At 62.9% G+C, this 22339-nt stretch carries 21 protein-coding genes; 7 read left to right on the top strand and 14 right to left on the bottom strand.

The features are described 5' to 3' along the window. Window positions 1-38: 38 nt before the first annotated feature. The 5 genes from B0G82_RS09600 to B0G82_RS09580 all read right to left on the bottom strand — a co-directional run bounded on the left by B0G82_RS09600 (window position 39) and on the right by B0G82_RS09580 (window position 5796). The gene (locus tag B0G82_RS09600; protein ID WP_121307241.1) at window positions 39-1136 is read right to left on the bottom strand and encodes an alcohol dehydrogenase catalytic domain-containing protein; all 1098 of its coding nucleotides are present in this window, start codon (window positions 1134-1136) and stop codon (window positions 39-41) included. A gap of 37 nt (window positions 1137-1173) precedes the next feature. Continuing rightward, on the bottom strand, window positions 1174-2181 hold the full coding sequence (locus B0G82_RS09595) for an ABC transporter permease (protein WP_121307240.1): 1008 nt from the start codon (window positions 2179-2181) through the stop codon (window positions 1174-1176). Beyond that, a complete protein-coding gene (locus B0G82_RS09590; RefSeq protein ID WP_106284120.1) occupies window positions 2168-3688 on the bottom strand; it encodes a sugar ABC transporter ATP-binding protein in 1521 nt (506 codons plus the stop codon). Before B0G82_RS09590 ends, B0G82_RS09595 begins: the two co-directional genes overlap by 14 nt. Before the next feature lie 60 nt (window positions 3689-3748). Then, window positions 3749-4702, bottom strand: coding sequence for an ABC transporter substrate-binding protein (locus B0G82_RS09585; protein WP_121307239.1), 954 nt, complete (start codon window positions 4700-4702; stop codon window positions 3749-3751). Between the two features lie 113 nt (window positions 4703-4815). Continuing rightward, window positions 4816-5796 carry an AraC family transcriptional regulator gene (locus B0G82_RS09580; RefSeq protein ID WP_116139301.1) on the bottom strand — a complete coding sequence of 327 codons (981 nt, stop codon included), beginning with the start codon at window positions 5794-5796 and terminating at the stop codon, window positions 4816-4818. Between the two features lie 385 nt (window positions 5797-6181). On the opposite strand from B0G82_RS09580, the gene dalD reads away from it, so the two are divergent. The 3 genes from dalD to B0G82_RS09565 all read left to right on the top strand — a co-directional run bounded on the left by dalD (window position 6182) and on the right by B0G82_RS09565 (window position 10272). Next, on the top strand, window positions 6182-7594 hold the full coding sequence (gene dalD / locus B0G82_RS09575; protein ID WP_121307238.1) for a D-arabinitol 4-dehydrogenase: 1413 nt from the start codon (window positions 6182-6184) through the stop codon (window positions 7592-7594). Window positions 7595-7752: 158 nt separating this feature from the next. Then, the gene (xylB, locus tag B0G82_RS09570; protein WP_116139297.1) at window positions 7753-9234 is read left to right on the top strand and encodes a xylulokinase; all 1482 of its coding nucleotides are present in this window, start codon (window positions 7753-7755) and stop codon (window positions 9232-9234) included. A gap of 90 nt (window positions 9235-9324) precedes the next feature. Further along, window positions 9325-10272, top strand: coding sequence for a sugar-binding transcriptional regulator (locus tag B0G82_RS09565; protein WP_116148263.1), 948 nt, complete (start codon window positions 9325-9327; stop codon window positions 10270-10272). A gap of 25 nt (window positions 10273-10297) precedes the next feature. Here the strand turns inward: B0G82_RS09565 and B0G82_RS09560 are convergent, their stop codons facing one another. The 7 genes from B0G82_RS09560 to B0G82_RS09530 all read right to left on the bottom strand — a co-directional run bounded on the left by B0G82_RS09560 (window position 10298) and on the right by B0G82_RS09530 (window position 16717). Continuing rightward, window positions 10298-10594 (bottom strand): DUF1330 domain-containing protein, encoded by a 297-nt coding sequence (locus B0G82_RS09560; RefSeq protein WP_116139295.1) that lies wholly within the window; start codon window positions 10592-10594, stop codon window positions 10298-10300. Window positions 10595-10651: 57 nt separating this feature from the next. Then, window positions 10652-11761, bottom strand: a complete 1110-nt coding sequence (gene ugpC, locus B0G82_RS09555; RefSeq protein WP_121307237.1) for a sn-glycerol-3-phosphate ABC transporter ATP-binding protein UgpC — start codon at window positions 11759-11761, stop codon at window positions 10652-10654. 106 nt (window positions 11762-11867) lie between these two features. Next, window positions 11868-12581, bottom strand: coding sequence for an HAD family phosphatase (locus B0G82_RS09550; protein WP_121307236.1), 714 nt, complete (start codon window positions 12579-12581; stop codon window positions 11868-11870). Beyond that, window positions 12578-13411 carry a carbohydrate ABC transporter permease gene (locus B0G82_RS09545; protein WP_241974671.1) on the bottom strand — a complete coding sequence of 278 codons (834 nt, stop codon included), beginning with the start codon at window positions 13409-13411 and terminating at the stop codon, window positions 12578-12580. Before B0G82_RS09545 ends, B0G82_RS09550 begins: the two co-directional genes overlap by 4 nt. 41 nt (window positions 13412-13452) lie before the next feature. Beyond that, window positions 13453-14388, bottom strand: coding sequence for a sugar ABC transporter permease (locus tag B0G82_RS09540; protein WP_116139289.1), 936 nt, complete (start codon window positions 14386-14388; stop codon window positions 13453-13455). Between the two features lie 151 nt (window positions 14389-14539). Beyond that, window positions 14540-15862 (bottom strand): sugar ABC transporter substrate-binding protein, encoded by a 1323-nt coding sequence (locus B0G82_RS09535; RefSeq protein WP_116139287.1) that lies wholly within the window; start codon window positions 15860-15862, stop codon window positions 14540-14542. Window positions 15863-15934: 72 nt separating this feature from the next. Continuing rightward, complete coding sequence (locus tag B0G82_RS09530; RefSeq protein ID WP_116139285.1) at window positions 15935-16717, bottom strand: L-iditol 2-dehydrogenase; 783 nt, start codon at window positions 16715-16717, stop codon at window positions 15935-15937. A 331-nt stretch (window positions 16718-17048) separates the two neighbouring features. On the opposite strand from B0G82_RS09530, the gene B0G82_RS09525 reads away from it, so the two are divergent. The 4 genes from B0G82_RS09525 to B0G82_RS09510 all read left to right on the top strand — a co-directional run bounded on the left by B0G82_RS09525 (window position 17049) and on the right by B0G82_RS09510 (window position 20304). Further along, the gene (locus B0G82_RS09525; protein WP_121307235.1) at window positions 17049-17543 is read left to right on the top strand and encodes a Fur family transcriptional regulator; all 495 of its coding nucleotides are present in this window, start codon (window positions 17049-17051) and stop codon (window positions 17541-17543) included. A gap of 61 nt (window positions 17544-17604) precedes the next feature. Beyond that, window positions 17605-18573, top strand: coding sequence for a metal ABC transporter solute-binding protein (locus B0G82_RS09520; protein WP_121307234.1), 969 nt, complete (start codon window positions 17605-17607; stop codon window positions 18571-18573). After that, complete coding sequence (locus B0G82_RS09515; RefSeq protein ID WP_121307233.1) at window positions 18570-19529, top strand: ABC transporter ATP-binding protein; 960 nt, start codon at window positions 18570-18572, stop codon at window positions 19527-19529. Before B0G82_RS09520 ends, B0G82_RS09515 begins: the two co-directional genes overlap by 4 nt. Then, complete coding sequence (locus tag B0G82_RS09510) at window positions 19522-20304, top strand: metal ABC transporter permease (protein ID WP_121307232.1); 783 nt, start codon at window positions 19522-19524, stop codon at window positions 20302-20304. The genes B0G82_RS09515 and B0G82_RS09510 overlap by 8 nt, the downstream gene beginning before the upstream one ends. 59 nt (window positions 20305-20363) lie before the next feature. Here the strand turns inward: B0G82_RS09510 and fghA are convergent, their stop codons facing one another. Further along, complete coding sequence (fghA, locus tag B0G82_RS09505; protein ID WP_121307231.1) at window positions 20364-21215, bottom strand: S-formylglutathione hydrolase; 852 nt, start codon at window positions 21213-21215, stop codon at window positions 20364-20366. A 15-nt stretch (window positions 21216-21230) separates the two neighbouring features. After that, window positions 21231-22337, bottom strand: a complete 1107-nt coding sequence (locus B0G82_RS09500; protein ID WP_121307230.1) for an S-(hydroxymethyl)glutathione dehydrogenase/class III alcohol dehydrogenase — start codon at window positions 22335-22337, stop codon at window positions 21231-21233. Window positions 22338-22339: the final 2 nt, after the last annotated feature.

The following is a 22339-nucleotide window of genomic DNA, read 5'->3' as shown; positions in this document are numbered from 1 at the left end:
CGTTTATATGCCGCTCGTGCTCCGACCGGGTTCGACGCTCAGGCGCGCGGCTTCAGTAGCACCTTGATCGAATCGAGCGAGTTGGCGATCTTGATCGCCTCGTCCCATTCTTCCAGCGAAAAGCCGTGCGTGACTATGCCTTTCGATGTAACCAGCCCGCGCGCCAGCAGATCGATCGCGATGGGATAACAGTACGGGCCGAGATGCGCGCCGCGCACGTCGAGCTCTTTCCGATCGCCGATCACGGACCAGTCCAGCGTCGTATCCGCGCCGAACACCGAAAACTCGACGAACCGCCCAAGCTTGCGAATCAGGTCCATGCCCTGATTCACGCCGATCGGCGCGCCGGTGGTTTCAATATACACATCGCAGCCGTAACCGTCCGTGAGCGAGTGGATGATCGCCAACGCGTCGTCCTGTTTCGGGTTGATCGTCACGTCGGCGCCGTACTCACGGGCGAGCGCAAGGCGCTCTTCGACGAGATCGATCACCACCAGTTTCTTCGGCGTTTTCAGATGCGCGATTTGCGTCATCATCAAACCGAGCGGACCGGCGCCGGCGATCACCACCACGTCGTCGAGTTGCACTTCTCCACGGTTGACCGTGTGGATCGCGCAGGCGAGCGGTTCGATGATCGCGGCGTCTTCCAGCGAAATGCCGTCGGGAATCTTGTGAACAATCGCCGTGGGCGGAATGCGCATGTATTCGGCCATGCCGCCGTCGGCGACTTCCCGCTGGAAGCCGAAGATGTTGTGCACCTCGCACATCCAGTACTGGCCTGATTTGCAATAGCGGCATTTGCCGCACGGCACGATCTGCTCGGCGATCACACGGTCGCCCATTTTCACGCCGAAGTGATCGGCCGCGCCCTCGCCGATTTCTTCCACGAAACCGAAGAACTCATGGCCTGGAATCACCGGCGCCTTGACCCAGGGACTCGGGCCGCCCCAGAACATCTTCGCGCCCGAATGACATTTGCAGTCGCTCGCGCAAATCCCACACGCGGCAATGCGGATCACCAGTTCGTGCGCACCCGCGCGAGGCTTCGACACCTGTTCGACGCGATAGTCTTTCGGTGCATGACAGACGATGGCTGTCATGTTCTGCTGGTCGTGGTCTGTAGATCGAGTCGTCATTGCATGGTCCTGCTTAAAAGTGGAAGTCGTTGAAGAATTACTTTCTGCGGTCGCGGCTGATGTAAATCGCGAGCAAAATGATTCCGCCCTTGATCACGTTCTGCACATACGGATTCACGCCGACCATGTTCAGGCCGTTGTTCAGCACACCGAGCAGCAACGCGCCGATCAACGTGCCGATGATCGAACCGCGGCCGCCCGAGATCGACGTGCCGCCCATCACCACGGCGGCGATGGCGTCGAGTTCGAAGCCGACGCCGGCGTTCGGCTGGCCGCTCATCAAACGCGCGGTCAGGACAATGGCGGCGAAGGCGGACGTCAAACCCGCAATCGTGTAGACGATCAGCTTCACGCGCGCCACACGCACGCCCGACAGACGCGTCGCCTGTTCGTTACCGCCGATCGCATAGACATAGCGGCCGAACGGCATGCGCTCCAGCAGTACCCACGCGATCACGTAGATCACGGCCATGATCACAACGGGCGCCTGCACGCCGAGAATCTTGCCGCTGCCGAAGAAACTGACCCAATCGGGCAAGCCGTCGATCGGATAGCCGCCCGTGTAGATCAACGCGAGGCCACGCGCAATGCCCATCGTCGCGAGCGTGACGATGATCGGCGGCATGCCCGCGAACGCTACGAAGAAACCGTTCGCCGCGCCAAAGCCCAATCCCACCGCGACACCGATCGCAAGCGCGGCCACCGCGTTCATACCGGCCACCATCAGCCCGGCGGCGAGCGTGCCCGCCAGCGCCATGACGGAACCCACTGAGAGATCGATGCCGCCGGTCAGGATCACGCACGTCATCCCCACGGCGATGATCGCGTTGATCGACACCTGGCGCAGCACATTCTCGATATTCGCCCCGGACAGAAAACTGTCGCTCGCGAACACCATCACGATGCACACCACGAGCAAGCCGATGAACGGATAGAACAGCGTCGAGCGTTTCAGGGCGGCCCACGTGAAACGCACCGGCGCTCCCGGCGTATCGCTGCTGACACTGGATGTCTTGGGTGAAGAAGAAGGATTAGGCGTGTTCATGTGTTGCTCCACGAGAGCCGGCAGTTGCATAGGTCATCACGGCGTTCGAGTCGATCGCGTCGCCTTCGAGCATCGCTTCGATGCGGCCTTGCCGGAACACGGCGACGCGGTCGCACATGCCGACGATCTCCGGCAGTTCGGACGAGATCATGATGATCGAGTAGCCCCGCGCGGTGAGTTCGCGCATCAGCAGATAGATTTCGGCTTTGGCGCCGACGTCGATGCCGCGCGTCGGTTCATCGAAGATCAGGATGTTGGTGTGATGATTCAGCCAGCGCGCGATCACCACTTTCTGCTGATTGCCCCCGGAGAGCGTCGCGACCTCGGTATGCATGCTCGGTGCTTTGACGCCCACCCGTTTCATGATGTCGGCGGTCGCGCGTGCTTCGCTGCGCTGGTCGATGAAGAAGCGCATCGAGCGATACTTGCCGAGGTTGTTGATCGAGATGTTCTGCTTGATCGAGAAGTCGGTGATCAGGCCTTCGGTCTTGCGGCTCTCCGGCAGAATGCCGACGCCGGCGCGCAACGCATCGGCGGGATCGGACAGCTTTGCCGCCGTACCGTTGATGCGAATCTCCTTCACGTAAGCCGGGTCCGCGCCGATCGCGGCGAGCGCGGTTTCCGTGCGCCCCGAGCCGACCAGTCCCGCGAAGCCGAGAATCTCGCCTTCACGCAGCGTAAAGCTCAAAACGGGGCTGTCCTTAAGCAACTGCAGCTTGTCGACTTCGAGCACGAGCTTCGCATCGGCACGCAGCGGCGGCTTCGGCGGAAAGCTGTTTTCGATGCGGCGCCCCACCATCATTTCCACGAGATGTCCCACGTCGGATTGCGCGACCTCCGTCATGCCGACGTACTGGCCATCGCGCAGCACGGTGATGCGGTCGCACACTTCGAAAATCTCTTCGAGGTGATGCGAGATGAAAATCATCGCGACGCCCTGCTGTTTCAACTCTCGCATGATGGCGAACAGATGCTCGGCTTCGGCGGGCGTGAGCGTGGCAGTGGGCTCGTCCAGAATCAGAATGCGCGCCTCCAGCGAAAGCGCCTTGCCGATTTCAACGAACTGCTGCTGCGCCACCGAGAGTTCGCGAATCGGCACCGACAGATCGATCGTCACGCCGAGCCGCTGGAAAATCGCCGCCGCCGCGCGCCGCATCTTGCCGCGTTCGAGCAAGCCTAAACCGCTCTTCAGTTCGCGGCCGAGAAACATGTTTTCCACGGCGTTCAGATACGGAATCAGGCTGAACTCCTGAAACACGATACCGACGCCGGCAGCCACCGCATCGTGATAGTTGGCGAAATGACGCGCCTCGCCTTCGATCGTGATCGTGCCTTCATCGGGCTGATAGATGCCGCACAGGATTTTCATCAGCGTCGATTTACCCGCGCCGTTTTCGCCGAGCAAAGCGTGAATCTCGCCGCGCGCGATTTCCAGGTGAATGCCTTGCAACGCCTTCACGCCGGGAAAACTTTTGGTGATGTTGTCGAGCTTGAGTATCGTGTCCATCGGGTCCTCCTCTGCTGCCCGTTGCCGCGCTTTTCGCTCGGCGCGGCACGGACATTCGGCTTACCAGCTGAAGCCCTTGGCATTGCTCTTGTCGATCATCTTTACGTCGACCGGAATCGTCTTCGGCACATTGGCGCCCCACTTCTTCGCGAGCGCGATGCCGAGTGCAATGCGTACCTGGTCAGCCGGAAATTGCGCGGACGTTTCGACGAACTTTGAATTTGGCTTCTGGATCGCGGCAATCGCTTCCGGCGCACCGTCGACGCTGGTCAGCTTGATATCCTTTCCCGACGATTCGATTGCCGAGAGCGCGCCCATCGAGCCGCCGTCGTTCACGCTGAACACGCCCTTCAGGTTCGGATGCGCCTGAATCATGTTCTCGGTGACGGATAGCGCGGTCGCGCGTTCCTGCTTACCGTTCTGCGTATCCACGAGCTTCACGCCTGGCGCTTTCGCGAGCGCCGCCTTGCAGCCGCGCACGCGTTCGAGAATCGGCACGACTGGAATGCCGTCGAGAATCGCCACTTCGCCGCTGCCGCCGATCGACTTCGCCAGATACTCGCAAGCCATTTCGCCGGCGTCGTAGTTCTTCGAGCCGACGAATGAATCGACCGGACCGTTGGCGTTCGCATCCACGGCGACCACCACCACGCCCGCCTTCTTTGCCGATGTCACCGCCGACTGGATGCCGGTCGAGTCAGTCGGATTCACGAGCAGGATGTCGATCTTCTTCTGCAGCATGTCTTCCACGTCGTTGACCTGCTTGCTGACATCGTGGTGTGCGTCCGTGACGACCACCGTCGCGCCGATCGAAGCCGCCGCATCGTTCAGCGCTTTTTGCATCGTCACGAAGTACGGATTGTTCAGCTCCTGAAACGTCATGCCGATTTTCAGCGGCGCGGCCTGTGCGGCCGGCGCGGCGATCAACGACAGGCCGAAGGCGAGCGTCGCCAGTGCCGCCCTGCTGCGTGCGAAAGTCTTCAACGAAGTCGGTTTCGAAAGGGATTGCGTCATGGTTGTCTCCATTATTAAAAGTGAGCACGTCCCTCACGCTGCCGTGGGGCAGCGCGATACGTGTTGAAACGCAGGTGAAATAAAACGCTTCGGCGGGAAGCCTGGGCCTGGGACTACGTCGGTGGATAAGCGGCGGCGGCCCTGCGCGGCAAACCTGGCGCGAGCACGATGGCGGGCGCGTCGTCGATGCCTACACCGCGTGCCGCGGCTTGTTCGGAGGCGTCGCGGCTCGCGTCGTTCAGCTGCTGATAGTGCCGAAATTTCGAAGGCGCCATGCCCTTCACCGCGAGAAACTGCCGGTTGAAATTCGACAGGTTGTTAAAGCCCGCCTTGAAACAGATATCGGTGACGCTCAGATCGTCGTCGGTGAGCAGTTGGCACGCTAGATTGATGCGCATGCGATTCACGTACTGCACGAACGGCAACCCCGTATGGCGACGGAAATAACGCGAGAACGCGCTGACGCTCTGGCCCGCGAGTTGCGCCAGGTCCGACTCGCGCAATTCGTTCGCGAGGTTTTTGCCGATATACGAGAGCACGTGATTGATGCGCGTCGACGCGAAACTGGTCGGGTCGGCCTGATAAGCGGGGCTCGCAAGCGTCTCGCGGTCCTCGGCGTTCATCAGGATTTCGAGCATCGACATGAACAGAACCAGCCGGCGCAGTCCGCGCGCCGCCAGCAATTCGAGGAACAGCGGCTGGATCGCCGCGCTCGTTTGCGCGCCGAACGAGATGCCGCGGCGCGAATCGGCAAGCAGCGCCTCGACCTGCCGCCACTCCGGAAAACTGTCGATGCAGCTCGACACGAACTCCTGCCCGAACTGCACGACCAGATTGCGCTGTGCGATCGTCTCGCCTTCCGGCACGTCGCTTACCCAGTTGTGCGGCAGGTTCGGCCCCATCAACACGAGGTTGCCGGGTGTGTAGCTGCTGATGTGATCGCCGACAAACATCTTGCCGGTCGTCGCCACGATCAGATGAATTTCGTATTCCGGATGAAAGTGCCAGCGCACCGTACGGTACGGATAGCCGTGCGACCATACTTTGAACGATTCGTCACGACGTACGGCCACGAGTTCGAGATCGGGTTGCACTGTCTGTCTCCATGAAGCGGCCACTTGAGGCGCCGCTGGTCTTTCGTCTTGTATAGCGAAAAGTAGTCTTCTCGCGCGTGATCCACCACTAAAAATGAGACCGCGGACCAATACTTTTTTGCATTCGGGTTAGTCCTGGCCCGCTCAATGTCAAATTTGATGCAATGCAATACGCGCCGCAACTCGCCTCCATCACGCCACGGCGCATCGCAAGTCACGCCGAAAAGCCCTGCGGCGCGGCGCTGCGCCACAAAAAACCGTATCCCGTCGCCTTGACTTTCGTTTCGCCGGGTACGATCATTCGCTCACATACAGAGCAAATGCTCCATCTCGAGAAGAAACGCACGCTACGAGCGGTGCGAGCAAGGACATTCAGGAGACGCACATGAACAGCGGGCAAGACAGCGGCGCGGCCGCACACGTGATCCTGCACATCGGGGCGGGATCGTTTCATCGCGCGCATCAGGCGTGGTATCTCCATCGGTTGAACGAGGCCAAGGTGCCTGGCGAGCCGCACTGGTCGCTCACGGTCGGCAATATCCGCAGCGATATGAACGCGGTGCTCGAAGCGCTCGCCGCGCAAAACGGCGTCTATACGCTCGAGACCGTCACGCCTCAAGGCGAGCGCGCGTACGAGACGATTCGCTCGATCGAGCGCGTCGTACCGTGGACCGAAAGCCTCGACGCGCTGATCGAAGCAGGCGCCGATCCGGCCTGCAAGATCATCGCGTTCACGGTCACCGAAGGCGGCTATTACCTCGACGAGCAGGACGAACTCGACACCGCCAACCCCGATCTCGCGGCCGACCTCAAAGGCGGCCACACCACCATTTACGGCGCGCTGGCCGCGATTCTCGACGCGCGCATGAAAGGCGGCGCGGGCCCCGTCACGCTGCAGACTTGCGACAACCTGCGCAGCAACGGCGAGCGCTTCCATGCCGGCATGAGCGAGTTTCTCGAACGGCGCGGCGCGATCGAACTGGCGCAATGGTTCGACGACAACACCGCCAGTCCAAGCTCGATGGTCGATCGCATCACGCCGCGTCCCACGCCGGACGTGCGGGAACGCGTCAAGGCGGCGACCGGTGTCGACGACGCCGCTCCGGTGATGGGCGAAGCGTTCATCCAATGGGTGATCGAAGACAACTTCATCGCGGGACGGCCGGCATGGGAAAAGGTCGGCGCGGAACTGGTCGACTCGGTGATGCCGTATGAAGAGGCGAAGATCCGCATTCTCAACGCGACGCATAGCTGCATCGCGTGGGCGGGTACGCTGGTCGGGCTGAACTACATTCACGAAGGCACGCTCGACGCGGACATCAACAAATTCGCCTACGAATACGTGACCGAAGACGTGATTCCGTGCCTCACGCCAAGTCCGCTCGATCTCGAACGCTATCGCGACGTGGTGCTCGAACGCTTCAGCAATCCTTATATCCAGGACACGAACCAGCGCGTCGCGGCAGATGGCTTTTCCAAGCTGCCGGGCTTTATCGCGCCGACGTTGTCGGAGTGTTTCGAGCGCGGCGTCACGCCTGCGGCGACCGCCATGCTGCCCGCGCTGTTTTTCCGTTTTCTCGATCGCTGGAACGCCGGCGAGTTGCCCTACGCGTACCAGGACGGCGTGATGGATGAGCGCGTCGCGCGGGCCTTCTTCGAGGCGCCCGATCCATTGAAAGCGTTCGCCGCCGACCGGCTGCTGTGGGGCGGCATGGCGCAGACGCCGGAGCTGGAATCGGCGCTGGAAGGCGCCGTGGCGCGCGTCGACGTATGGCTCGCCAAACGCGGCGCGGTTTGAACGCCGCTGACTTCATGATTCGTAAGCGCCGCGCACCGCGCGGCATCGAAGCGCGCGGGTGCCACACCAAGCGAGGCTTAGCCAGGCTTAATGCGCATGGCACCGCGCGCCATGTGCGGCTAAAGTAGCGCATCTCCAACGACGAAGGTTCCGCGCCCATGTATCTCGGCATCGACCTCGGCACGTCCGAAGTGAAAGTCCTGCTGCTCGCCTCCGATGGACGCGTGATCGGCACCGCAGGCTCACCGTTTACCGTTTCGCGCCCACATCAGCGCTGGGCCGAGCAGAATCCCGAAGATTGGTGGGCCGGCACGCGCACCGCGCTTGCAGCATTGCGCGCGAAGTATCCCGACGAGTTCGCGCAGATTCGCGGGATCGGCCTGTCGGGCCAGATGCACGGCGCCGTGCTGCTGGATGCGCAGGACCGCGTGCTGCGTCCCGCGATCCTGTGGAACGACATGCGCAGCGACAAGGAGTGCGCGGAGCTGACCGAGCGCGCACCGGAGTTGCACAGCGTGGCTGGCAATCTCGCCATGCCAGGTTTCACCGCGCCGAAGCTGCTGTGGGTCGCGCGTCACGAGCCCGAGATTTTTGCGCAGACCGCCTGCGTGTTGCTGCCGAAGGACTACTTGCGCCTGCAACTGACCGGCGGCAAGGTGTCCGATCCATCCGATGCGGCCGGCACGCTGTGGCTCGATGTCGCCAAACGCGACTGGTCGGACTCACTGCTCGCGGCCTGCAACATGACCCGCGCGCAAATGCCGAGCCTCGCCGAAGGCAGCGAGCCGTCCGGCACGCTGCTGCCCTCGGTCGCGCGTGAATTCGGCCTGAACGACGGCGTGATCGTCGCGGCCGGCGGTGGCGACAACGCCACCAGCGCGATCGGCATCGGCGCGACGCAACCCGGCGACGGCTTCGTGTCGCTCGGCACGTCGGGCGTGCTGTGCGTGGTCGGCGACAGCTTCCGGCCGAATCCGGCCTCCGCCGTGCATGCGTTCTGTCACGCGATTCCGGATCGCTGGCATCAGATGAGCGTGGTGCTCTCCGCCGCCAGTTGTCTGCGCTGGGTCTGCAAGCTCACCTCCACCGACGAGCCGACTCTACTCGCCGAAATCGAGGCGCTGCCCGCAGACGCATTGAACACCGCACCGCTCTTCCTGCCCTATCTGTCGGGCGAACGTACTCCGCATAATGACCCGTACGCGCAGGGCGTGTTCTTCGGCATGACGCATGCAACGGATCGCGCGTTGCTCGGCTACGCGGTGCTCGAAGGCGTCACGCTCGCGCTCACTGACGGCCTCGACGCGCTGCGCGCGGCCGGCACCGAAGCGAAGGCGCTGTCCCTGCTCGGCGGCGGCGCCCGTAGCGACTACTGGGCCCAACTGCTCGCCGACGCACTCGACACCGCCACGCGCAAGCACGGCGGCGGCGAAACAGGCGCGGCGCTCGGCGCGGCACGCCTCGGCTGGCTGGCCGCCGGTGGCGATCCGGCCACCGTGCTGACCAAGCCGCCTATCGCCAAGGAGTTCACGCCGAACCCGCGCCGCCATGCCGAACTGCGCGCGCGGCTCGAAGCCTATCGCGCACTTTACCGCCACGTACGGCCGCTGTTCGACCCCGCGCGGCAACCGCTTGCCTGACCGGCTATCCGCAGCCGGTTTCCGCGCCAGGGTTGGTTGAAGCGCGCAGACCGGCTGCTATCATCGGCGCACTTCAAGCGAACCGTCACCGTGCCCAAGTCCACAGAAAAATTAGATCTCGCTACCCGCGCCGCGTGGCTCTACTACGTTGCCGGCAACACCCAGAACGAAATCGCCGAGAAGCTCCAGGTGTCGCGCCCGGTCGCGCAACGGCTCGTTGCTTTCGCGGTGGAGAAGAATCTGATTCGTGTGCGCGTCGATCACAAGCTGGCTGACTGCCTCGCACTCGCCGATCAACTGTCGAAACGCTACGGTCTGAGCATGTGCGAAGTGGTGCCGATCGACAGCGATACGTCCGAGGAAGTCGACCGCAAACTCGCAGTCGCCGGCGCGCAGGTGATGGAGCGCTATCTCGGCGAGGAAAAACCGATGGTGGTCGCCGTGAGCAGCGGCCGCACGCTGAAGGCCGCCGTCGATCAGATCGCGCAGCTGGACCGTCCGCAGCACCGGCTGGTGTCGATGGTCGGGGCGATCGCCCAGGACGGCTCCTCGAACCGCTATGACGTCGCACTGCACATTTCGGAGAAGACGGGCGGCAAGCATTTTCTGCTGCCCGCCCCGCTGCTCGCCGATAACGAAGCTGAGCGCGCGCAGTGGTGCAATCACCGTTTGTATCGGATCGTCGAGTCGTTGTCGGCGCAAGCCGATGTGGCGTTTGTCGGCATCGGCAATATTGGGCCGAAATGTCCGCTGCACGAAGACGGCTTCATTACGTCGGCGGAAGTGAAGGAGTTGATGCAGAACGGCGCGGTGGCGGAGATGCTCGGACTGCCTATCGACGCCGCGGGCGCGCATGTCGAATCGCCTACCGGCCGGCGCGTGACGAGTATCGCGCTCGACTCGCCGCCGCAGCGCCCGACCATCGGCTTTGCTGGAGGGCAGCGCAAGCGTGAAGCGTTGATCGCTGTGCTGAAAGGCGGCTGGCTATCGGGCCTGGTGACCGACGAATCATGCGCGAGAGCCGCGCTCGAGGCTTAAGCGGACGGTCTGCGCCCATGCCGCGCTACATCGCCGTCAGGCCTTCGGTGATGATGATCCGATATTCCCCGCCCTGCAGACGCGTCTCGCTGACGGCCTGATACTCCGGGCTGCGATACCAGGCAATCGCTTCGTCGTAGCTGGAAAATTCGAGGATCAGGATTTCGTCGATCGGCGGACCCTCCACCACTTCCTTGCGGCCGTGGCTCGCCAGCATCATCACCGGATGTTGCTCGAAGGTTGCAGGCGCAACCTGTTTGTATTCATCCAGCTTCGCGGGGTCGAGCGTTTTCTCGCGCGTAATGACGACATAGGCGGCCATGAACGTTTCCGGAGCGTGATTGAAAGGAAAGCGGCGCGCCCGCCGCTTTCCCAATCATTACGCGGCCAGCACTTCGACGATCTTACGCTGGAATGCTTTCCCCGCGCTGTCGAACAAATGGCAGTGCTCCGGCGTGGCGCCGAGTTTTTGCGTCTCACCCTTGGTATGACGTTCGAGCGGCGGAATGCGCGCGATCAGTCCGTCCGGCGCGACGCTCGATTCCGCGTACAGATACGCGGCGTCACCGAGCGATTCGATCGCCATGGTTCGGGCCGAGACGCCGTCTTCGGCCATGCCTACGTGCAGGTGCTCGGGGCGAATGCCGACCGTCACCTTGTCGCCCTGCTTCACCGCGGCCGGTTCCACCGCGACGCGCTGGGTCTCGCCGGTTTCGTAGCGCACCGTGACGCCGTCGTGCGTAACCGATTGCACCACGCCTTCCATGAAATTCATCTTCGGCGAACCGATGAATCCCGCGACGAAACGGTTGGCCGGCGCGTGATACAGCATGGTCGGGCTGCCGACCTGCTCCAGATTGCCCGCCGACAGCACCACGATCTTGTCCGCCAGCGTCATGGCCTCGACCTGATCGTGCGTCACGTAGATCATCGTGGTCTTCAGTTCGTCATGCAGACGCGCGAATTCGAGGCGCATTTTTACGCGCAAGGCGGCGTCGAGATTCGACAGCGGTTCGTCGAACAGGAACACCTTCGGCTTGCGCGTAATCGCGCGGCCGATCGCCACGCGCTGACGCTGGCCGCCGGACAACTGCTTCGGCTTGCGATCGAGCAGATGGTCGATGTGCAGGATCTTCGCTGCGTTGCGCACTGCCGCGTCGATTTCCGGCTTCTTGGTACCGGCGAGTTTCAGGCCGAACGCCATGTTGTCGTACAGCGTCATGTGCGGATACAGCGCGTACGACTGGAACACCATCGCGATGCCGCGCTTGGCGGGCGCCACGTCGTTCACACGCATGCCGTCGATGGTCAGATCGCCGCCGCTGATATCTTCGAGGCCGGCGATCATCCGCATCAGCGTCGATTTACCGCAACCGCTCGGGCCCACGAACACGACGAACTCGCCGTCCGCGATATCGAGGTTGATGTCACGCATCACTTCGTTTTCGTCGTACGCCTTCCTGATGTTGCGCAGAGTTACGCTTGCCATGATGTGTCTCCGTGTAATGCTGTGTGTTGCTTGTCCGATGTTTCGGTTGCCTGAGTTGTTTGTGACGCTCAGGCGGCTACATTTGATTCGCTTTCGATGCCGCCGCTTATGGCGCGGCCGCCGTTGCGCTCAGCGTCCATTGCGCGACCAGTTCGGGCAACTGCTGCATGTCGTCGAATACATGGCGCGCCCCGGCTGCATGCAGCTTGTCGATCTGCGCATCGCTCGCATGACCGCCGCCGATGAAGCCGAGCACCGTCATGCCCGCCGCCGTGGCCGCGGTCACGCCGGTAACGCTGTCCTCCACCACGAGGCACGCCGAAGGCGCGAGTCCGAGGCCCTTGGCCGCCGCCAGATAAACGTCGGGCGCGGGCTTCGGATTCGGCACCGCGTCAGCGCAGAACAGGCGGTCGCCGAAAAATCTCACGAGACCCGTGCGCGTCAGCACCGTTTCCACATACGGGCGAAAGCTGTTGCTGGCGCAGCCTTTGGTGAGCGGCACCTGAGCCAGCGCGGCTTCGATACCTTCGACCGTTGGCGCCTGCATCGCCGCCGCTTCCACAGCTTGCCGGATCGAATCAATATCATCGTCGCTGAGGCTCTTGCCGAGCTGCGCCGCGGTGCCTTGCAGCACTTTCTCGATGCGCAGTCCAAGCAGCGGCATGACGACCGGTTCGACGTCGGTGTCGGGCCAGCGCGCTTCGAGTTCGTGCACCAGCATGCGCGCCGCCACGGCTTCGCTGTCGATCAGCACGCCGTCGCAATCGCAGATCAGCGCGAAATTGCCGGCGAGCGTGCTTCCACTCGTGCCTGCCGTCATTTGACCGCCCCGAAGGTAAGGCCGCGCACCAGTTGCTTCTGCGACAGCCAGCCGACGATCAGGATCGGCGCGACCGCCAGCAGCGAAGCGGCGGACAGCTTGGCCCAGAAGAGGCCCTCAGGACTCGAATACGAAGCAATGAACACGGTCAGCGGCGCGGCATTCGAACTCGACAGGTTGATGCTCCAGAACGCCTCGTTCCACGACAGGATCACGAGCAGCAGCGCCGTCGAGGCCAGACCCGGCAGCGACATCGGCATCAGCAGATAGACGATTTCCTGCCAGGTCGCGGCACCGTCGATCCGCCCTGCTTCGAGAATGTCGCGCGGAATTTCGGCGAAGTACGTGAAGGACATCCACACTGCGATCGGCAAATTGATCAGCGTGTAGACGATCACAAGACCCGACACCGAATCCAGCAGTCCGCTGTTTTTCCACAGCAGATAGATCGGCACCAGCACGCCGACCGACGGCATCATCTTGGTCGACAGCATCCACAGCAACACCTTCTGCGTGCGGCGGGTCGGGAAGAACGCCATCGCATACGCGGCCGGCACGGCGAGTATCAGGCACAGAATCGTCACGCCCACGGAGATCAGTATCGAATTCCACGCGAACGAAAAGTAGTTGCTGCGCGCGAATACCTCGCGGAAGCTATCGAGCGTCGGAGTGAAAAACAGCGACGACGCATAGGCCTGCTGCTCCGTCTTGAAGGCGGTGATCGTCATCCAGAAGATCGGAAAAAACAGCAGCAGGGCGACGAGCCAGGCGATCACGCCGGGAATGCCGCGTCGGATCGCGGCGAACGGCGACTTCGCCGGCACCGTCATGGCAGTCGTCGGGTTCGACACCGGGGTAGAGGCAACTTGGCTCATTTTTCGTACTCCCCTTTCAGGTTCTTCGCGAGCATCCGCACGAGGAAGAACGACACGATATTGGCCAGCACGACAGCGAGAATGCCGCCCGCCGACGCGAGACCGACGTCGAACTGTTGCAGGCCCAGCGAATAGATCAGGTACGACAGGTTGGTGGTCGCGGTGCCCGGACCGCCGCCCGTGGTCGTATAGATTTCGGCGAAGATCGACAGCAGGAAAATCGTCTCCATCATCACCACCACCGCGATCGCCCGTTTCAGGTGAGGCAGCGTGATATAGAAGAACATCGAGAACGGGCCCGCGCCGTCGATGCGCGCCGCCTCCTTCTGCTCCTGATCGAGCGACTGGATCGCCGTGAACAGAATCAGGAAAGCAAACGGCAGCCACTGCCACGCGACGATCATGATTACGGCTGTCAGCGGATATTCCGCGAACCAGTCGATCGGCGTCATGCCCATGGCGCGCATGCCCTGCGCGATCAGGCCGTAGACCGGATGCAGAATCATGTTCTTCCAGATCAGCGCGCTCACGGTCGGCATCACGAAGAATGGCGCGATGGCGAGCAACCGCGCGACGCCCTGGCCGTAGAACTTGCGGTCGAACAGGATCGCCATCAGCACGCCGCCCACCACCGTGATCACGAGGACCGAGATAATCAGTTCGAGCGTGTGGCCGATCGAAGGGCCGAACGACGGATCGCTGGCAAGGTATTTATAGTTGTCGAAACCCGCGAAGCCTTTCAGATCCGGATTCAACAGGTTGTAGCGCGAGAACGAAAACCAGATCGTCATCGCGAGCGGAATCGCCATCCACAGCACGAGCACCGCAACCGAAGGCGTGACTAGCCAGCGGGCGGAATTGGCTTTGCGGGTTTCGCGTTCTTTTTCTGTCTGGGGATGGGCATGCATGATAGGTAGGCGCAGAGGACGCATGATTGACCACCTGTGGTAATGCGCGGACCGCCGCCCGAAGCCGCGACGACACCCTGCGATGTCGCGGCGCACGTGTGGCGGCAAGGCCCGCTGTGCCGCGTAAGCCGGCTGACTGGCGTCAGCCGGCGCGTGCCACGTAACGGACCGTGGCTTACTTCTGGTAGCCGGCCTGCTTCACCGCGCGATCCGCGGTGGCGTTGCCGGCTGCCAGCGCCTGATCGACCGTCATCTGACCGGCAATCGCACCGGAGATGCTCTGACCGACCACGGTGCCGAACGACTGGAACTCAGGAATCCCGACGAACTGCACACCGGTGTACGGCACCGGCTTGAGCGTCGGATGCTCCGGATCAGCCGTTTCGATTGCCTTCAGCACGAAGTCGCCGAACGGTGCTGCCTGCTTGTACTCAGGACGCGCGTAGGTGGATTTACGCGTTCCCGGCGGCACCGAGGCCCAGCCTTCGTCCTTCGCGACCAGTTCGATGTACTGCTTCGACGTGGCCCACGTGATGAATTTCTTCGCCGCGTCAGCCTGCTTCGACGACTTCGGAATCGCCAGCGCCCAGGCCCACAACCAATGCGAACCCTTCGGCGTGACCGCGACCGGCGCCGCGGCGAAACCGACCTTGTCGGCGATCTGCGATTGCTGCTTGTTGTAGAGCATGCCGGCTGCCACCGTGGCGTCGATCCACATCGCACACTTGCCAGAGGACATCAGCGTCAGGTTCTCGTTGAAGCCATTCGAACTCGCTCCCGGAGGACCGTCCTTCTTCAGCAGATCGACGTAGAAGGTCATCGCCTTCTTCCATTCCGGCGAGGTGAGCTGCGCGTTCCACTTCTCGTCGAACCAGCGGCCGCCGAAGGTGTTCACCACCGTCGTGCCGTAGGCCATGTTCTCGCCCCAGCCCGCCTTGCCGCGCAGGCAGATGCCGTAAATGCCGTTGGCTTTGTCGGTGAGCTTGTCGGCGAATTGCTTGATCTGGTCGTAAGTCGGCTGGTCGGGCATCTTCAGGCCGGCCTTCTCGAACAGGTCCTTGCGGTAATACGTCATCGAGCTTTCGACGTAGAACGGCAGCGCGTACAACTGGCCGCCGCTCGAGAGGCCATCGCGGGCCGTCTTCACGACGTCGTTCAGATCGTAATCAGCGGGCAGATTCGTGAGCGGCGTGAGCCAGCCGCGCTTGCCCCATTGCGGCGTTTCGTACGCGCCGATCGTCATCACGTCGAACTGGCCGCTGCCGGTCGTGATGTCGGTGGTAGCGCGCTGACGCAGCACGTTTTCTTCGAGAATCACCCAGTTCAGCTTGATGTCCGGATTCGCCTTTTCGAATTCGGGCGAGAGCTTCTTCAACTCGATCATGTCCGGATTGTTCAGCGTGGCGATCGTTACCGTCGCCGCCGACGCGCTCAATGCAAAGCATGCGACCGCGCCGGCACTGACCGCCTTTAGCGTGGATTTGAGGGCTGGCTTCATGTGTTGTCTCCTTTCTCGTACGTTATGTAGTGCAGCGTTTGTTCTACGAAATTGACGATGAACGGCGCGGACTCAGCTCATCCAGTTGCCGCCGTCGACGTTCAGGGTTTGCGCGGTGATGTAGTCGGCATCCGCCGACGCGAGGAACAGGGCGGCGCCGGTCAGATCGTCCGGCACGCCCATGCGGCCGAGCGGCACCGCTTCGCCGACAAGCCGTTTCTTCTCGCCGAGCGGGCGCTTCTCATAGCGCGCGAAGAGCGCGTCGACTTCGTTCCACATCGGCGTATCGACGACACCCGGCGCGATGCCGTTCACATTGATCTTGTGCGGCGCAAGCGCCAATGCCGCGGATTGCGTGTAGCTGAGCACCGCCGCCTTGGTCGCGCAGTAGTGCGACACGAGCGCCTCGCCGCGCCGTCCGGCTTGCGACGACATATTGATGATCTTGCCGCCGTGGCCCTGCTCGACCATCTTTTGCGCCACGGCCTGCATGAGGAAGAACATGCCCTTCACGTTGACCGCGAAGAGACGGTCGAATACGTCCCAGGATTCGTCGAGGATCGGGCGCATGTCGAAGAGCGCCGCGTTGTTGAAGAGAATGTCGATTTGCCCGAAGCGCTCCAGCGCGCTCGCCACGATGCGCTGGATATCGTCGCGGCGTGTGACGTCGGCGCGCACCGTCAGCACGCGATCGCCATGGATCGCACGCAACGAGTCGCCGAAACTGTCGGCCGGCTTCACGTCGACCAGCACGCAGCGCGCGCCTTCGTCCAGATATCGCCGCGCCACGGCTTCACCGATTCCGCTTGCCGCGCCCGTCAGAATGGCCACCTTGTCCTGCAATCGTGCCGCCACTGCTCGTCTCCGGTTCGTTTCGCTTCTTGAGGCGCGGTGAGCGAACGCTCATCACGCGAACAATTGCTCTGTTAGTGATCGAATGATCGGATACGCACCGGGCCATGTCAAGGCGCCCGAGCAGATTTCGATGGTGCAGCGCGGCAGGACTCCGGCACCCCATTCCTGCTCCGATCAACACTAGTACGAGAACTCGCAGTCGGCCAATCTGCTTTCCATGCGGCCATGCTGACAACATTTCGAGATACGTTATATCATTGCGACCTCGCTTCGCTTCGAAGCTGTTTGGTTGCGATTTCGCCCGATTGCCATTTCGTAGGAGCCTCCGCCGATGGCCACATCGACTGCAGAACACCATGCCGTGCGCCTCGCGCATGCCGAAGCGCATGCCGCCTTGCACGGGCTCGCGCTGACGCCGCTGCGTCGTCAGGTGTATGCGGCGATCGTCGCGAGCGAGCGGCCGATCGGCGCTTATGAACTGCTCGATGCGCTCGAACCGGAACGCGGCCGCGTGCCGCCCACGACCGTGTATCGCGCGCTGGACTTTTTGCTCGCGCATGGCTTCGTGCATCGGATCGAATCGAAGAACGCGTTTGTGGCCTGCTGCGAAGTCGGCGTGCCGCATCGCAGCCAGTTTCTGATGTGCGACGGCTGCGGCGCCACCGTCGAAATTCCCGGCGACGACCTCGCCGAACAGTTGTCGCATAGCGCGCCGGCCCACGGCTTCGAAGTGCATCGGCAGGTGGTCGAACTGAGCGGTCTATGCGCGCTATGTGCCCGCACGGCGCGGCCTGGCGACGCTTCGGCCGACACAAAGCCGGCCTAGAGCCGGCGCGCTTTTCCTAACGTCAGTGATCCATTCAACCCTCACGCAGCAGGACACAGCAATGAAGAAATTCGGCCCGATGTTCAAAGGCGCGCAGCGTGCGCTCAAGCTGTTGAAGTACGTCGCGGTAAGCGCCGCCGTGGTCGTGTTCGGCCACGCCGCGATGGCCGCGGACGCCAAAATCCCGGTGGTCGCGGCGGAGAATTTCTACGGCGACGTGGTGCAGCAACTTGGCGGCGAACGCGTCGACGTGACGAGCATCCTCAGCAATCCGGAGCAGGACCCGCATCTGTTCGAAGCGAGCCCGAAGACGGCGCGCGCGCTGCAGCATGCGAGCCTTGTGGTCTACAACGGCGCCGACTACGATCCGTGGATGGCAAAACTGCTGGCGGCGTCGAAGGGCGCGAAGCGCGTGACGATCGTCGCGGCCGATCTCGTCGGCAAGAAAGGCGGCGACAATCCGCACCTCTGGTACGACCCGGCGACCATGCCGAAAGTGGCGCGCGCGGTGAGCGAGGCGCTCGTCGCGGCTGACCCGGCGCACAAGTCGGCGTACGATGCGAACCTCGCGAAGTTTCTCGATTCGCTGAAACCAGTCGACGCCAAAGTCGCCGAACTGCATGGCCGCTACGCCGGCGTGCCGGTCACGGCGACCGAACCGGTGTTCGGCTACATGTCCGACGCCGTGGGCCTGACGATGCGCAACCTGCGCTTCCAGCTCGCCACGATGAACGACACCGAAGCCAGCGCGGCCGATATCGCCGCGTTCGAACGCGACCTGCGCGAGACGCGCGTCCGTGTTCTGATCTATAACAGCCAGGCAACTGAGGCCCTGACCAAACGCATGTTGAAGCTCGCGCAGCAATCGAAGGTGCCGACCATGAGCGTCACCGAGACCGAACCGGCCGGCAAGACCTATCAGACGTGGATGCTGACGCAGCTCGACGCGCTGGACACGGCGCTGGCCTCGGGTGATACGAACGGCGCAAGTGCGGCTGCGGCTTCAGGCGCGAAAGGAAAAACCCAATGACCCAGACTGGCCGCGGCGCGCCAGCGCGCGAGCCCAGCAGCGCGCCCGTGCTCGAACTCGAACGCGTGACGCTCGAACTCGGCGACCGCACGATTCTGCGCGACACCGGCTTCGTGGTGAACCAGGGCGAATTCATCGGCGTGCTCGGACCCAACGGCGCGGGCAAGACGACGCTGATGCGCGCCGTCCTCGGTCTCGTGCCTGCCGCTCAAGGCGCGATCCGCGTGCTGGGGCAACCGGTCGAACGCGGCAATTCGTCGATCGGCTATATGCCGCAGACGCGCAGCGCGCTCGCCGGACGCCGCGTGCGCGGCCGCGATTTCGTCGCGATGGCCGCCGACGGCCATCGTTGGGGCTTGCCGCATGCGGACGCGGCCACTCGCGCCGATGTCGAACGTGTGCTGGATCTGGTGGGCGGCCGCAAGCTGGCCGAGCGGCCGTTGTCGGAACTATCGGGCGGCGAGCGTCAGCGGTTGTTGCTGGCGCAGTGCCTGCTCGGCAACCCGAAACTGTTGCTGCTTGACGAGCCGTTGATCAGCCTCGACCCGCATCATCAAAAGAGCGTGGTCGAACTGGTGCGGCGCGTGCAACAGGAACTCGGCATCGCCGTGCTGTTTTCGGCGCATGAATTGAACCCGCTGCTTCACGCGCTCGATCGCGTGCTGTATCTCGGCAGCGGCGTGGCGGCGCTCGGCACCGTCGACGAAGTGATCACGCGGCCGGTCCTGTCGCGCCTCTACGGCTCGCCGATCGACGTAATGCGCGTGAACGGCCGCATCTTCGTGATGTCGGGCGACGTCGAAGTGGAAAAGCACGATCACGAGCACGAACACGACGAGCACGGCGGCCACGGCCACTCGCACTCGCACTCGCACTCGCATTCCCATTCGCATGGCCACGCGCACGGCCACTCAGACCAGCACGACTCACGCGACGGACACAAGCACGATGTTTGAATACGATTTCATGGTGAACGCATTCGCGGCGTCGGGGATCGTCGCGGTGCTGGCCGGCGTGGTGGGCTATTTTCTGGTGATGCGCGGACAGACCTTCGCGGGCCACGCGCTCTCGCACGTCGGCTTCACCGGCGCGACCGGCGCGGTGCTGATCGGCATCTCGCCGATCTGGGGGATGATCGGCTTCACGCTGGCGGCGGGCGTCGGCATGGGCGCGCTCGGCGAACGCCTCGCCGGACGCGATGTGGCGATCGGCGTGATCCTCTCGCTGTCGCTCGGTTTCGGCTTGCTGTTTCTGCACTTCTTCACCGCGTACGCGACCCAAGTCACGGCGCTGCTGTTCGGCAATGTGCTCGGCGTGAATGCATCGACGCTCGGCGTGCTGGCGGGCTTGGGTGTCGTGAGTTTGCTGGCGCTCGCGGCGATCATGCGGCCGCTGCTGTTCGCTTCGTTGCAGCCGGAACTGGCCGAAGCCAAGGGCGTGTCGTTGCGCCTCGTGTCCGTGCTGTTTCTCGCGATCGCGGCGCTCGCCGTCGCGGCGTGCACGCAGATTGTCGGCGTGCTGCTGGTGTTCACGCTGATGGTCGGCCCGGCTGCCGCCGCGCAAAACATGACGACGCGGCTTTCAGCGGGCCTCGTGCTCGCCGCAGTGTTCGCGCTACTGCAGGCGTGGCTCGGTCTGACACTCGCGTTCTACACCGATTGGCCGACGAGCTTCTGGATCACCGTGCTGTCGGCGGTGGTGTACGGCGGGAGTTTGTTGAGACGGCATTGAGTCTTCAGGAACGATGGCGGCATCGTATCTGCACACCGCCATCGTCGTCCTGCGAGCCTTCAGCCGAGCAGCACCTTCGCGTGATGCGCGAGATGATCCTCGATGAACGTCGAGATGAAGTAATAGCCGTGGTCGTAGCCCGCGTGACGGCGTAGCGTCAGCGGTTGACCTGCGGCCTGGCAAGCGGCTTCGAACACGTCGGGATTCAGTTGCTCCGCGAGGAACTGATCCGCGAGTCCCTGATCGACCAGAATCCCTTCCGAGAACTGGCGCGACGTCCGCGCGACCAGTTCGCTCGCGTCGTACTGCTTCCACGCTTCGCGGTCGTCGCCCAGATAGCCGCGGAACGCTTTCTCGCCCCACGGACAGCGCGTCGGCGCGGCAATCGGCGCGAACGCCGACACCGACCGATAGATCTCCGGATTGCGCAACGCGAGCATCAACGCGCCGTGACCGCCCATCGAATGCCCGAAAATGCCCAGACGCGCGCCGTCCACCGGCAGATTCGCGAGCACCGTTTCACGCAGTTCGTCCCGCACGTACGAGTACATCCGGTAGTGCTGCGCCCACGGCTGCTGGGTGGCATCGACGTAAAAGCCCGCGCCCACGCCGAAGTCCCACGCCGCGCTTTCGCCCGGCACGCCCGCGCCGCGCGGACTCGTATCCGGCGCGATCAACGCAATGCCGTGCTGCGCGGCGAAACGCTGCGCGCCGGCTTTGACCGGAAACGTTTCTTCGGTGCACGTGAGACCCGCGAGATAGAACAGCGCGGGCACGTTCGCACTGGCCTGCAAAGCTTGCGGCGGCAGATAGACGGAGAAGCGCATCGGCAGACCGATGGTCTGCGAGTCGTGCCGATAGATGCGCTGCTCGCCGCCATGACAGACATGCGACGACAAGAGTTCAAGCATGGCGAGGCTTCCGGATTAGTACAGCACGACCGAGCGGATCGACTCGCCCTTCTTCATCAGATCGAAGCCCTCGTTGATGCGCTCGAGCGGCAGACGGTGCGTGATCAGATCGTCGATATTGATCTTGCCTTCCATGTACCAGTCGACGATCTTCGGCACGTCGGTGCGGCCGCGCGCGCCGCCGAACGCCGAGCCTTTCCACTCGCGACCCGTCACCAATTGGAACGGACGCGTGCTGATTTCCTCGCCCGCCGCCGCCACGCCGATGATGAACGACTGTCCCCAGCCCTTATGCGTGCATTCGAGCGCCTGACGCATCACCTTCGTGTTGCCGATGCATTCGAACGAGTAGTCCGCGCCGCCGTCGGTGAGTTGCACGATGTGATCGACCACGTTCTCAACCTCGTTCGTTTTGATGAAGTGCGTCATGCCGAATTTCTTCGCCAGTTCGACACGGCCCGGATTGAGGTCCACACCGATGATCTTGTCCGCGCCAACCATCTTCGCGCCCTGGATCACGTTCAGCCCGATGCCGCCGAGACCGAACACGACCACGTTCGCGCCCGCCTCGACCTTCGCCGAATACACGACCGCGCCGACGCCCGTCGTCACACCGCAACCGATGTAGCAAATCTTGTCGAACGGGGCGTCTTCACGCACTTTCGCCACCGCGATTTCCGGCACGACGATGTAGTTCGAAAACGTCGACGTGCCCATGTAGTGAAATAGCGGCTTGCCGTCGAGCGAGAAGCGCGAGGTCGCATCGGGCATCAAACCTTTGCCTTGCGTCGAACGGATCGCCTGACAAAGATTGGTCTTGCGCGACAGACAGAATTTGCACTGGCGGCATTCCGGCGTATAGAGCGGAATGACGTGATCGCCCTTCTTCAGCGTGCCGACGCCGGGCCCGGTATCGACAATCACGCCCGCGCCTTCGTGCCCGAGAATCGCCGGAAAGATGCCTTCTGGGTCCGCGCCGGAGAGCGTGTAGTAATCGGTATGGCAAATGCCCGTGGCCTTCACTTCGATCAGGACTTCACCGGCGCGCGGCCCTTCCAGATCGACTTCCTCGATCGTCAACGGCGCGCCGGCTTTCCATGCGATTGCTGCTTTGGTCTTCATCG

The organism is Paraburkholderia sp. BL17N1, from assembly GCF_003634175.1.
Taxonomy (GTDB): domain Bacteria; phylum Pseudomonadota; class Gammaproteobacteria; order Burkholderiales; family Burkholderiaceae; genus Paraburkholderia.
This window is presented reverse-complemented; position numbering and strand designations above follow the sequence as displayed.

Excerpts from the sequence above, each read along its gene's own strand:
- B0G82_RS09600 (WP_121307241.1), bottom strand. The coding sequence starts at position 1,136 with ATGACGACTCGATCTACAGACCACGACCAGCAGAACATGACAGCCATC.
- B0G82_RS09595 (WP_121307240.1), bottom strand. The coding sequence starts at position 2,181 with ATGAACACGCCTAATCCTTCTTCTTCACCCAAGACATCCAGTGTCAGC.
- B0G82_RS09590 (WP_106284120.1), bottom strand. The coding sequence starts at position 3,688 with ATGGACACGATACTCAAGCTCGACAACATCACCAAAAGTTTTCCCGGC.
- B0G82_RS09585 (WP_121307239.1), bottom strand. The coding sequence starts at position 4,702 with ATGACGCAATCCCTTTCGAAACCGACTTCGTTGAAGACTTTCGCACGC.
- dalD (WP_121307238.1), top strand. The coding sequence starts at position 6,182 with ATGAACAGCGGGCAAGACAGCGGCGCGGCCGCACACGTGATCCTGCAC.
- xylB (WP_116139297.1), top strand. The coding sequence starts at position 7,753 with ATGTATCTCGGCATCGACCTCGGCACGTCCGAAGTGAAAGTCCTGCTG.
- B0G82_RS09560 (WP_116139295.1), bottom strand. The coding sequence starts at position 10,594 with ATGGCCGCCTATGTCGTCATTACGCGCGAGAAAACGCTCGACCCCGCG.
- ugpC (WP_121307237.1), bottom strand. The coding sequence starts at position 11,761 with ATGGCAAGCGTAACTCTGCGCAACATCAGGAAGGCGTACGACGAAAAC.
- B0G82_RS09550 (WP_121307236.1), bottom strand. The coding sequence starts at position 12,581 with ATGACGGCAGGCACGAGTGGAAGCACGCTCGCCGGCAATTTCGCGCTG.
- B0G82_RS09545 (WP_241974671.1), bottom strand. The coding sequence starts at position 13,411 with ATGACGGTGCCGGCGAAGTCGCCGTTCGCCGCGATCCGACGCGGCATT.
- B0G82_RS09540 (WP_116139289.1), bottom strand. The coding sequence starts at position 14,388 with ATGCGTCCTCTGCGCCTACCTATCATGCATGCCCATCCCCAGACAGAA.
- B0G82_RS09535 (WP_116139287.1), bottom strand. The coding sequence starts at position 15,862 with ATGAAGCCAGCCCTCAAATCCACGCTAAAGGCGGTCAGTGCCGGCGCG.
- B0G82_RS09525 (WP_121307235.1), top strand. The coding sequence starts at position 17,049 with ATGGCCACATCGACTGCAGAACACCATGCCGTGCGCCTCGCGCATGCC.
- B0G82_RS09520 (WP_121307234.1), top strand. The coding sequence starts at position 17,605 with ATGAAGAAATTCGGCCCGATGTTCAAAGGCGCGCAGCGTGCGCTCAAG.
- B0G82_RS09515 (WP_121307233.1), top strand. The coding sequence starts at position 18,570 with ATGACCCAGACTGGCCGCGGCGCGCCAGCGCGCGAGCCCAGCAGCGCG.
- B0G82_RS09510 (WP_121307232.1), top strand. The coding sequence starts at position 19,522 with ATGTTTGAATACGATTTCATGGTGAACGCATTCGCGGCGTCGGGGATC.
- fghA (WP_121307231.1), bottom strand. The coding sequence starts at position 21,215 with ATGCTTGAACTCTTGTCGTCGCATGTCTGTCATGGCGGCGAGCAGCGC.
- B0G82_RS09500 (WP_121307230.1), bottom strand. The coding sequence starts at position 22,337 with ATGAAGACCAAAGCAGCAATCGCATGGAAAGCCGGCGCGCCGTTGACG.